This window comes from Stenotrophomonas sp. ATs4 (genome assembly GCF_051861585.1).
GTDB classification, from domain to species: Bacteria; Pseudomonadota; Gammaproteobacteria; order Xanthomonadales; family Xanthomonadaceae; genus Stenotrophomonas; species Stenotrophomonas maltophilia_AS.
This window is the reverse complement of the sequence record NZ_JBLYPK010000004.1, coordinates 162,881-174,721: the sequence shown is the minus strand read 5'-3', so window position 1 is coordinate 174,721 and position 11,841 is coordinate 162,881. Positions and strand designations below refer to the sequence as shown.

The window sequence follows — 11,841 nt, the reverse complement described above, 5'->3', positions numbered from 1 at the left end:
ACGCCGATGCGTAGCTGGGCTGTTCGCGGGCTGGTCCTGCTGCTGGCCGTGCTGGTGCTGCCTGCCACACCGGCACAGGCCGTGCCAGGACTGCTGCCGCTCACTCCCCTGCAGCGCGAGTACCTGACCGCGCATCCACGCATCGTCGTGGGTCAGTATGACAGCGGCTGGCCGCCGTTCGAGTCCCTCCATGATGGCCGGCAGATCGGACTGGGACCGGATTACCTGTCGCTTCTTGCCCGTCAGTTGGGTGTGAAGGTCGAAGCCCGTCGTTATCCCGATTGGACTTCCGTGCTGGATGCGGCGTGCCGTGGCGAGATCGACGTGGTGATGAATGTCGGTCTCAGTGCCGACCGCACCCGTTGCATGGTCTACACGGCCGCCTATGGCGAGGCGCCGCTGGCCCTGGTCGGGCGCCCGGGCGATCTGCGCGCCTCCGACAATCCCGACCTCGAGGGACTGCGGGTGGTGATCGAGCAGGATTTCCTGACCGGTCCGCAGGTGCGTGCGCGCTTTCCGCAGGCCCGGCAGCTTGTCGCAAACAGCTCGCTTGCGGCGCTGGAGATGGTCAGAGACGACAAAGCTGATGTCTACATCGGCAATGCCTATGTCGCCACCGAGCTGATCGGCGGCCAACGCCTGCAGGGTGTGGCGCTGCTGCGGCCCAGTGACCTGCCGCCCGAACGCCTGCACTTCGGCGTTCCCAACAACAAGCAGCCGTTGGCCGAAGCGCTGGACCTCGCGCTGGCGGCAACCAGCCAGTCGCAACGGGACGCGCTGGCACAACGCTGGCTGCCGCCGCCGCAATGGTCGGCATCGGCGCAGCTGGCGCTGAGCCAGGCTGAAAAGCGCGTACTGGAGCAGCCGCTGAAGATCGGGTTTGCACCGAACGCGGCGCCGCTGTCGTTCGCCGACGAGGATGGCAATCCCAGTGGCCTGGCCGGCGAGTACCTGCGGCGGCTGATGCAGGCCGGTGCCAACCTGCAGGCGCAGAACAGCCACGACTGGTTCGACGTACGCGAGAAGGTGCGTCGCGGCGAACTGCAGGCAGTGATGGGCATCCCGGCCGATTCACGCTACCTGGGTCCGGAGTGGGTGTTCAGCCAGCCCTTCATCAGCGTGCCCAACGTGATCGTCAGCCGCGTCGACAGCCCTGCGCTGCTGGGCCTGTCGGACCTGCAGGACAAGCGCGTGCTGCTGTCCGATCCCGAACGCGTGCGTGGCTACGTGCTGCAGCAGGCCCCCAGTGCCCGGATCATCGCCGCGCGCAGTACCGAGCAGGCGCTGCAGCGCCTTGCTGCGGGCGAAGCCGATGCCTACGTGGGCAATCTGGCGCTGGTCGATCACCTGCTGCGCAGCAGCTTCCCGGGGCGGTTGCAGGTAGCGGCCCCGGCCGGTTTCAACGACCAGCTGGTGCTGGCTGTTGAACGTCGCCATGCGGCCCTGGCTACCACCTTCGACCGCCTGCTGCTGCAGATGACGCCGCGCAAGCGCGAGGCGTTGCGTGGCGACTGGCTGGCGGTGGAGTACCGCGGTGGCATCGACTGGAAGCTTGCGCTGCGCTGGGGCCTGCCACTGCTGCTGGTGCTGCTGACCGCCCTGCTGGTGCACGGCATCGGCTACTGGCGCCTGCGCCGCGAGGTTGCCGGACGGCGTCATCTGGAACAGCGCCTGGCCGAGGTCACCGACAACCTTCCCGCCGTGGTCTACCAGGCACGGCGCGATGCCGATGGCACCCTCGGTTTCCCGTTCATCGCCGGTGACCTGCAGGCGTTGTTCGGAATCACCCGGCAGCAGGCCGAGCAGGACGCGAAACTGCTGCTGGAACGCATCGAGGAGGAAGACCGCGAACGCATCCTGCATGCGGTCGAGCAGGCCGCGCGCCAGTTCGCGCCCCTGATCCTCGAGTTCCGTCTGCGTGCCGATGCCGGGGGCGCGCGCTGGGTACGCAGCCAGGCCCATCCGTACGCGGCAGAGGCAGGGGCGGTGACCTGGAGTGGCTACTGGGTGGACGTCAGCGAGGCACGTGCGCAGGCCGAGGCCCTGACCGCGGCCAAAGCCGAGGCCGAGCAGGCGGCGGAAGCGAAATCACGCTTCCTGGCCACGATGAGCCATGAGATCCGTACACCGATGAGTGGCGTGCTGGGCATGCTGGAAGTGCTGGCGCATTCGCCACTGGATGCCGAGCAGCAGCGCATCCTCGGCGTGATCGAGGATTCGGCGCAGATGCTGCGGCAGATCCTGGATGACATTCTTGATTACTCGCGGCTGGAGGCCGGTGCGCTGCGCCTGGAGCCGGTGCCGCAACCGCTGCGCCCGCTGCTGGAAAGCGTGTGCCGGTTGCTGTCGGCGCAGGCCAGCGCGCGCGGGCTGGCGTTGCTGGTGGAGATCGACCCGCAGCTGGCGCCGGCACACGAAGTGGATGGCGTGCGTCTGCGCCAGATCGTGTTCAACCTGCTCAGCAACGCCATCAAGTTCACCGCGCGCGGCGAAGTCCGCCTGCAGCTGGAGGTGCTGGGACCCACCACCGAAGAGGGCAACCAGCCGCTGTGCCTGAGCGTGACCGACACCGGCATGGGCATCGCACCGGAGCAGTTGCAGCATCTGTTCGCGCCGTTCACCCAGGCTGGCGCCTACATCCAGCGTGACCACGGTGGCACCGGCCTTGGCCTGAGCATCAGCCAGCGCCTGGTGCAGATGATGGACGGTGAACTGACCCTGCACAGCACACTGGGCGAAGGCACCCGTGCCGAAGTGCGGTTGTCGCTGGTGGAAGCCGGCAGTGGTGATGTCCAAGCGCTGGTGGCCGAGCAGGAACAGGCGTCGCTGCTGCCGCCGGCGCTGCGCCAGGCGCGGGTGCTGGTGATCGAAGACCACCCGACCAACCAGGCGATGATGGCCTGGCGCCTGCAGCAGCTGGGGGTGCCGCACGTGATCGTCGGTGATGGCCAGCAGGGGCTGGATCGGCTGTCGTCGGAGAGCTTCGACCTGGTGATCACCGATTGCCGGATGCCGGTGCTTGATGGCTTCGGTTTCACCCGGCTGCTGCGCGAGCGCGAGGGCCGCACCGGTCAGCCGCGCCTGACCGTGCTGGCGTTGACCGCCAGCGTGCTGGACGACGATGCGCGTCGTTGCCGCGAGGCGGGCATGGACGAGGTGCTGGCCAAGCCGCTGTCACTGGCGACGTTGCGCGCGGCGCTGCTGCGCTGGTTGCCGCAGGCGCAGGGCCAGTCGTTCGAGGCGCCGTTGCCGGAGGCGGCGGCCGATGCAGGCGACGCACTGCCTGATCTGCCCACGTTGCAACAGCGCTTCGGCTCACGCGCGGTGGCGATCCAGCTGCGCGACAGCCTGCTGCAGGCCAGCGAAGCAGATCTTGCCGCCGTGCAGCGCGCGCTGCAGGCCGGAGATCGCCAGGCGGCCGCGCTGCACCTGCATCGGCAGGCCGGTGGCCTGGGTGCAGTGGGGGCGACGGTGCTGGCCGGGCAGGCCAATGCACTGGTGGAGCGCCTGCAGGATGCAACGGAAACCGATCCGGCGCCGGTGTTCGCGAGCGTGGCGGAGTTCGTGGCGCGGCTGCAGCAGCAGCTGCAGCGACTGGCTCACTGAGCCGACTGCCGCTGCAGGTAGGCGATCACCAGCGCACGGCGTTCGGCGCTGGGGAAGGCGTTGTACATGCGCGTGCCGGGCACCACGTGGGTGGGCGACTGCAGGAACGCATCCAGGGTTTGCGCGGTCCAGGTGATGTCGGCCCGGCGCATGCCGTCGGAATAGCCATAGTCGGGCAGGCTGCCGGCGCGCCGGCCGATCACGCCGTGCAGGTTCGGCCCGAAGCGGTGGATGCCACCGGGCTGCACGGTGTGGCAACCGGCACACAGTTCGAACGCGCGCTGCATGGCCTGCTGGCGCGCCTGTTCCGGCGTGGCCGGTGCCGCAGGCGGGCGCTGGCAGGCCGTGGCAGCCAGGGCCGCGGCGACGACGATGATCAGGCGGGAAGCACGCATGGGCGGGCAGGATAGCGACGCAGCGGGGCCGGTGGGCTGCGACACGCGGTCGCAGCCCGGAGCAGTCACATACCCGAGTAATTCGGGCCGCCGCCGCCCTGCGGGGTCACCCAGACGATGTTCTGGGTGGGGTCCTTGATGTCGCAGGTCTTGCAGTGCACGCAGTTCTGCGCGTTGATCTGCAGCCGCGCGTTGTCGGCTTCACCGACGAATTCGTACACGCCGGCCGGGCAGTAGCGCGCTTCGGGCCCGGCGTACTCGGCCAGGTTCACCTTCACCGGGATGCTGGCATCCTTCAGCGTCAGATGGCTGGGCTGGTTCTCGTCGTGGTTGGTGCTGCTCAGGAACACCGAGCTGAGGCGATCGAAGGTCAGCACACCATCCGGCTTCGGGTAGGCAATGCGCGTGTGCTTCGATGCCGGCTCCAGGCAGGCATGGTCCGGAATGCTGTGGCGCAGGGTCCACGGCGGGTTGCGCACGCCCAGTTTCGGCAGCAGCCACTGTTCGATGCCGGTCATCAGCGTGGCCACGGTCTGGCCCTTCTTGAACCACTGCTTGAAGTTCTTGGACAGCTTCAGTTCGTCGTGCAGCCAGCTGGTTTCAAAGGCGGCCGGGTAGGCGCTGAGCTCATCGTGCTGGCGGTCGGCCACCAGCGCGTCGAAAGCGGCATCGGCGCACAACATGCCGGTCTTGATCGCGGCATGGCTGCCCTTGATGCGGCTGACGTTGAGGTAGCCGGCCTCGCAGCCGACCAGCGCGCCACCGGGGAACACGGTCTTCGGCAACGACATCAGTCCACCGGCGGTGATCGCGCGCGCGCCGTAGCCGATGCGGGTGCCGCCTTCCAGATGCTTGCGGATGGACGGATGGGTCTTGAAGCGCTGGAACTCTTCAAACGGGCTCAGCCACGGGTTCTTGTAGTCCAGGCCGACCACGTAGCCGATGGCGACCTTGCCGCCGTCGGCGTGGTAGAGGAACGCGCCACCGTAGGTGTCGCTGTCCAGCGGCCAGCCGGCGGCATGCACCACCAGGCCCGGCTCGTGCTTGGCCGGGTCGATCTGCCACAGTTCCTTGATGCCGATGCCATAGGCCTGCGGGTCCTTGCCTTCATCCAGCTTGAAACGCCTGATCAGCTGGCGACCGAGATGCCCGCGCGCGCCTTCGGCGAAGATCGTGTACTTGGCCTGCAGCGCCATGCCGCGTTCGAAGGCCGGGCCGATGCTGCCGTCCTTTTCGATGCCCATGTCGCCGGTGGCCACGCCGATGACCGCGCCATCGTCGCCGTACAGCACTTCGGCGGCGGCAAAACCGGGGAAGATCGCCACTTCCAGCGCCTCGGCCTGCTGCGCAAGCCAGCGGGTGACCTCGCCCAGGCTGATGATGTAGTTGCCTTCGTTGTGGAAGCACTCCGGCAACAGGGCGTTGGGCGTGCTGCGTGCGCCGGTTTCACTGAGGAACAGGAATTCGTCGCGGGTGACCTTCTGCTTCAGCGGTGCGCCGCGCTCGGCCCAGTCCGGGAACAGTTCGGTCAGTGCGCGCGGGTCCATCACCGCACCGGACAGTACGTGCGCGCCCGGCTCGGAGCCCTTTTCCAGCACGCACACCGACAGCTCGCGGCCGGCTTCGATCGCGCGCTGGCGCAGGCGGATCGCGGTGGCCAGGCCGGCGGGACCGGCGCCGACGATCACCACGTCGAATTCCATTACTTCACGCGGGGGCAGGGCGTTGGCTTCAGCGCTCATCGATTGCATGACTCGTGGGTAGTGCCGGCATCGGGGCCACCGGCGGTTGCCTGGGAATCGCGCGTGCGGCCACGAGCGAAACGGTTGTTTGAATGTCGTCAGGGTACCGGGCTGCGCGTGATCGAGCTAGATCGCCGATGTTCACGCCGGAATTGCTGCAATGCAGCGTACGCAGCGTCGGTAGCCGCCAACCTTGGTTGGCGTCCGCAGAAGCGTCAGCGCCGACCAAGGTCGGCCTCTACCGGCACACCAAACCCGCCCGGATGACCGACAATGGCCGGGTCCCGACTGCGTGTGAGTGCCATGGCTTTGGATCCGTATGACCTGTTCGATGTCCGTTCCCTGCTCAGCGAGGAAGAGCGTGCGATCCAGGAGAGCGTGGCCCGCTTCACCGACGAGCGTGTGCTGCCGATCATCGGCGATGCCTTCGACCAGGCGCGCTTCCCTTCGGAACTGGTGCCGGAGATCGCCTCGCTGGGCCTGCTCGGTGCAACGCTGCCGGGCGAGTACGGCGGTGGTGATCTTGGTGCGGTCAGCTACGGCCTGATCTGCCAGGAACTGGAGCGTGGCGATTCGGGCCTGCGCAGCTTCGTGTCGGTGCAGAGCTCGCTGTGCATGTACCCGATCTACGCCTACGGCAGCGAAGAACAGCGCCGGCAATGGCTGCCGGCGATGGCGCGCGGCGAGCTGATCGGCTGCTTCGGCCTGACCGAAGCGCACGGCGGCTCCGATCCGGCCAGCATGAAGACCCGCGCGGTGCGCGATGGCGACGACTGGCGCATCAACGGCAGCAAGATGTGGATCACCAGCGGCCCGGTGGCCGACCTGGCCATCGTCTGGGCGCAGACCGAAGACGGCATCCAGGGTTTCGTGCTGGAAAAGGGCATGGCCGGCTTCACCACCCAGGAGATCAAGCACAAGATGAGCCTGCGCGCCTCGCTGACCGGTGCGCTGTTCTTCGACGACGTGCGCGTGCCCGACAGCCACCGCCTGCCCAACGTGAAGGGCCTGAAGGGGCCGCTGGGTTGCCTGACCCAGGCCCGCTTCGGCATCAGCTGGGGACCGATCGGTTCGGCCATTGCCTGCCTGGACGAAGCGCTGGGCTACGCCAAGGAGCGCGTGCTGTTCGGCCGCCCGCTGGCCGCCACCCAGAGCGCGCAGATCAAGCTGGCCGAGATGGCCCGGCGCATCACCATGGCGCAGTTGCTGGCGTTGCAGCTCGGCCGACTGAAGGAGGCCGGGCAGGTGCAGCCGCAGCAGGTCAGCCTGGCCAAGTGGAACAACTGCCGCATGGCCATCGACATCGCCCGGGAGTGTCGCGATCTGCTGGGTGGGGCCGGTATCACCACCGAGCACGTGGCGATCCGCCATGCACTGAATCTGGAATCGGTGATCACCTATGAAGGTACCGAGACCGTGCACCAGCTGGTGATCGGCCGCGAACTGACCGGTATCAACGCGTTCTGAAACCTGGTTCCGGTGGGTGCCAACCTTGGTTGGCACCGCGGGCGCGCGCGAAAAGCATCCACGCATGGCGTGGATCTACCGGGTGGGTGCCACCCTTGGTTGGCACATTCCTTCGGTGCGCGATCGGGCATCAGTGCGGACCAAGGTCCGCACCCACCAGAAGCAGGTCACAACCACCAGCAGCGATCCACAACCACCGGATGTGGTTCGCACCCATCACGAGGCGGTTTACGCGCCGCCGGCAAACCCATGCTGCCGCCACGCTTCGTACATCACCACCGCAACGGTGTTGGAAAGATTGAGGCTGCGGTTGTCCGGCCGCATCGGCAGGCGCAGGCGGCGTCCATCGGGCAGGGCATCGAGCACGTCCTGCGGCAGGCCGCGGCTTTCGGGGCCGAACAGGAAGGCATCACCGTCTTCAAACGCCACGCTGTCATAGCGGACGCTGGCACGCGTACTCAGGGCGAACAACCGCTTCGGTGCGATCCGCGCCAGCGCGGTGTCCAGGTCGGGGTGCACCTGCAGGCGTGAGTACTCGTGGTAGTCCAGGCCGGCGCGCTTGAGCTGCTTGTCTTCCAGTGCGAAGCCGAGCGGCTCGACCAGGTGCAGCTGCGCGCCGGTGTTGGCGCAGAGCCGGATCACATTGCCCGTGTTGGGCGGGATTTCCGGTTGGAACAGGATCACGTGGAACTGGGGCGCGGCATTCATCGGCGCAGTGTACCTGCGACGACCGCCGCCTTTACGGCGCACGCCCTGCACGCGGGCAGGGCGGCACCGGTTACGGGCGCAGCAGGACCTGGGCGGTTTCGGTGGCCAGAGCCTGCAGGTCGGCGGCGCTCGGGCGGACCTGCAGGGTCGGCAGGTTGACGATGACCGAGTTGGCAACGCTGGTGGCGGCGGCAGCCAGGGTGGCGGCGTAGCGCTGTGCTTCCTGCTCGGCGACCAGGGCGACACGCTGTTCCAGGCTCGGACGCACTTCCACCGCGGCCAGCGTGGTGATCGGCATCGCGGCAGCAACCGTGGCAGTGGCGAAGCCGTTGTGCTCGGCCAGCTGGTCGGCGCTCGGGCGCACTTCCACCGTGGCCAGGGTCGGGATGCCGCTGGCCTGTTCCCAGGCCTGCTGGACCAGCTGGTCGGCGGCCGGACGAACCTGCACGGTGGACAGGGTCTTGATGGATTCGGAGGCCTGCACCGACGAAACAACCGCGGTGCCGGCAATCAGGGCGATGGCGATGGCAATGGTCTTGGCGTTCATGACGGGGCCTGTTTAGTGTTGGTGGGCAGTGGTGTGGTAGTAAGGTAGTACACCGATTCGGGGCATGCAAGGAAAATTTTTGATTTCCTACATTTGTTCAGTCTTCAGTCAGTTTTCATCTGAAGCCCCTCTTGGCGCAGGAAGTACCAAGCAATCCCCGTGCCAACTTTTAGTTGTTGATTTAAAAGGAATTTGTTTCGTATCGAATGTGTCCGGTGGGCGGACACCTGTCCATTCGATGTGCTGCGGACACTGTCCGGACGCCTTCAGCCAACACATGTGACCGCTCAGGGCCGGGCCATGGGCCGCTGCGGATGGGGCACAGGGGCAAACACCCCCAGTGACTGCTGGCCGATTCCTGCCGTTGCGTGCGCAGGCTAGGATCGGGGTTCACCTATGTGACCAAGGACCCGGATATGTCTCTCGCCCTTCGCCCGCGCGCTGCACTGCTGGCTGTCGCCCTCAGCACCGCACTGGGCACGCTCGCGCCCACCTCTGCACTGGCCGCCAAGCAGGCGGCACCGGCCAAGGTCGATATCCCGTTCGAGCAGTTCACCCTGCCCAACGGCCTGCGCGTGATCGTGCACACCGATCGCAAGGCGCCGATCGTCGCGGTCAATGTCTGGTACCACGTGGGCAGCAAGGACGAACCGGCCGGCCGTACCGGCTTCGCGCACCTGTTTGAACACCTGATGTTCCAGAGCAGCGAAAACCACGACGGCGAGTACTTCGAGCCCTTCAAGCAGGTCGGTGCCACCGGCCAGAACGGCACCACCAACACCGACCGCACCAATTACTTCGAGAACGTGCCGACCACCGCGCTGGACATGGCGCTGTGGATGGAATCCGACCGTATGGGCCACCTGGTGGGTGCGATCGACCAGGCCGCGCTGGACGAGCAGCGTGGCGTGGTGCAGAACGAGAAGCGCCAGGGCGAGAACCAGCCCTATGGCCAGGCCTGGGACCAGCTCAACAAGGCGCTGTACCCGGTCGGCCACCCGTATCACCACGGTGTGATCGGATCGATGAACGATCTCAATGCCGCATCGCTGGACGACGTGAAGACCTGGTTCCGCACCTGGTACGGCCCGAACAACGCGGTGCTGGTGCTGGCCGGTGACATCGACCTGGCCACCGCCAAGGAAAAGGCCGCCAAGTACTTCGGCAGCATCCCGGCCGGCCCGAGCATGGCGCAGCCGGCGGTGAACGTGGCCAAGCGCAGCGCCGATACCCGCGAGACGATGACCGACAAGGTGCCGCAGGCACGCATCTACCGCGCCTGGAACGTGCCGCAGGTCGGCACCGCCGACATCGACCAGCTGCAGCTGTTTGCCGAAGTGCTGGGCGGTGCCAAGTCCTCGCGCCTGAGCCAGCGCCTGCAGCACCAGGACAAGCTGGTGGACAGCATCGGCTCGGGCCTGTCGGCGTCGCAGCTGGGCTCCAATTTCGTGGTCGTGGCGACCGTGAAGCAGGGCCAGGACCCGGCGAAGGTCGAGAAGATCATCGACGAGGAACTGGATCGCCTGATCAAGCAGGGCCCGACGGCTGCCGAACTGGAGCGCGCCAAGACCGGCGCGCGCGCTGGCTTCATCCGCGGCATCGAGCGTATCGGTGGCTTCGGCGGCAAGGCCGACGCGTTGGCCGAGTGTGCGGTGTTCACCGGCGACCCGGGCTGCTTCCGCACCTCTCTGGCCAACATCGACAAGGCCAGTGCCGCCGACCTCAAGCGGCTGGGCGCGCAGTGGCTGGACAAGGGCAGCCATACCCTGGTGATCGCACCGGGTGAGCGCGTGGCACTGAAGGAAGATCCCAGCCAGGCACCGAAGCCGTTCAACGTGCCGGCGGTGGACCCGAAGTACAGCACCCTGCCCGAACAGGTTGACCGCAAGGCCGGCGTGCCGCAGACCCGCGAGTTCCCGCAGCTGAAGTTCCCGGCGCTGCAGCGCGCCACGCTGAAGAACGGTACCCAGGTGATCCTGGCCGAACGCCATGAGATTCCGGTGGTGCAGTTCAGCTACCAGTTCCCGGGCGGCTTCAGCGCCGACCAGGGCCGCAAGCCGGGTACCGCCAACTTCACCATGAGCCTGATGACCGAAGGCGCCGGCAAGCTCGGCTCGCTGGCCTTCGCCGATGCTGCCGACGCGCTGGGCGCCAGCCTGGATGCCTCGGCCGGCCTGGATTCGATGAGCGTGGACCTGTCGGCGCTGAAGGAAAACCTGGCGCCGTCGCTGGCGCTGTACCGCGATCTGCTGCGCGAACCGCGCTTCGAGCAGGGCGAGATCGACCGGGTCAAGGCGACCTGGATCGCTGGCATCCAGCAGGAGAAGGTCAACCCGGGTGCGGTGGCGATGCGCGTGCTGCCGCCGTTGCTGTACGGCAAGGGCCACCCGTACGCCATTCCGTTCACCGGCAGCGGTGACGAGGCGGCCATCAATGGCCTGACCCGCGAGGATCTGGTCGACTTCCACCAGGATTGGCTGCGCCCGCAGAACGGCACCCTGATCGTGGTCGGTGACACCACGCTGGCCGAGATCGTGCCGCTGCTGGACAAGCAGCTGGCCGACTGGAAGCCCAGTGGCGAGGCCCCGCAGGTGAAGGCGGCCACCGACGTTGCGTTGCCGAAGGGCCCGCGCGTGTTCCTGATCGACCAGCCGGGTGCGGTGCAGGCCAACCTGTTCGCCGGCCAGGTGGTGGCGCCGTCCAGCGCCGCCAGCTCGACCCGCTTCGATATTGCCAACGGCGTGATCGGTGGCGACTTCACCTCGCGCCTGAACATGAACCTGCGCGAGGACAAGCACTGGTCGTACGGTGCGCGCAGCAGTGCGAGCAACGCAGTGGGCCAGCGTCCGTGGATGGCCAGCGCGCCGGTGCAGATCGACAAGACCGGCCCGGCGCTGGCGGAAATGCGCAAGGAGATCGCTGCGTTTGCCGACGGCAGCAAGCCGGCCACCGCAGGCGAGGTCAACCGCATCCGCAACATCCAGACCCTGAGCCTGCCCGGTGCCTACGAGACCGCCAGCGCGGTGGCCGCAAGCATCGGCTCCATCGTGCAGTTCAAGCGCCCGGACGACTACGTGCTGCGCCGCAAGGCCGAGATCGAGGCAATGACCCCGGCGCAGGTGCAGCAGGCCGCCGCCGAGATCAAGCCGCAGGCCCTGACCTGGGTGGTGGTGGGTGACCTCAAGCAGACCGAAGCGGCAGTGCGCGCGTTGAACCTGGGCGAAGTGACGGTGATCGACGCCGAAGGCAACCCGGTCAAGAAGTAAGGCAATACCCGGCCCGCCATGTGGCGGGCCGGCTTCCCCCGGTAGTGCCGGCCGCTGGCCGGCAACCCTGAAGGGGTCAGAGCCCCCTGCGGGGGATCCGACCCCCATCC

General features: G+C 67.3%; 7 protein-coding genes. 3 read left to right on the top strand and 4 right to left on the bottom strand.

Features of this window, described 5'->3' with window-relative positions:
• Positions 1–6 precede the first annotated feature (6 nt).
• Positions 7–3,606, top strand: coding sequence for an ATP-binding protein (locus ABR323_RS08915; RefSeq protein WP_439449021.1), 3,600 nt, complete (start codon positions 7–9; stop codon positions 3,604–3,606).
• Here ABR323_RS08915 and ABR323_RS08910 read toward each other — a convergent pair.
• On the bottom strand, positions 3,600–4,001 hold the full coding sequence (locus ABR323_RS08910; RefSeq protein WP_439449020.1) for a c-type cytochrome: 402 nt from the start codon (positions 3,999–4,001) through the stop codon (positions 3,600–3,602). The two genes, ABR323_RS08915 and ABR323_RS08910, sit on opposite strands and share 7 nt — an antisense overlap.
• Positions 4,002–4,066: 65 nt before the next feature.
• The gene (locus ABR323_RS08905) at positions 4,067–5,743 is read right to left on the bottom strand and encodes an electron transfer flavoprotein-ubiquinone oxidoreductase (RefSeq protein WP_439449019.1); all 1,677 of its coding nucleotides are present in this window, start codon (positions 5,741–5,743) and stop codon (positions 4,067–4,069) included.
• A 303-nt stretch (positions 5,744–6,046) separates the two neighbouring features.
• Here ABR323_RS08905 and ABR323_RS08900 point away from each other — a divergent pair, with 303 nt between their 5' ends.
• Positions 6,047–7,210 (top strand): acyl-CoA dehydrogenase family protein, encoded by a 1,164-nt coding sequence (locus ABR323_RS08900; protein WP_439449018.1) that lies wholly within the window; start codon positions 6,047–6,049, stop codon positions 7,208–7,210.
• A gap of 228 nt (positions 7,211–7,438) precedes the next feature.
• Here ABR323_RS08900 and ABR323_RS08895 read toward each other — a convergent pair whose 3' ends face one another.
• On the bottom strand, positions 7,439–7,918 hold the full coding sequence (locus ABR323_RS08895) for a tRNA (cytidine(34)-2'-O)-methyltransferase (RefSeq protein ID WP_005407625.1): 480 nt from the start codon (positions 7,916–7,918) through the stop codon (positions 7,439–7,441).
• A gap of 70 nt (positions 7,919–7,988) precedes the next feature.
• Positions 7,989–8,465 (bottom strand): hypothetical protein, encoded by a 477-nt coding sequence (locus ABR323_RS08890; RefSeq protein ID WP_135271925.1) that lies wholly within the window; start codon positions 8,463–8,465, stop codon positions 7,989–7,991.
• Positions 8,466–8,881: 416 nt separating this feature from the next.
• On the opposite strand from ABR323_RS08890, the gene ABR323_RS08885 reads away from it, so the two are divergent.
• Positions 8,882–11,731, top strand: coding sequence for a M16 family metallopeptidase (locus tag ABR323_RS08885; RefSeq protein ID WP_439449017.1), 2,850 nt, complete (start codon positions 8,882–8,884; stop codon positions 11,729–11,731).
• Positions 11,732–11,841: the final 110 nt, after the last annotated feature.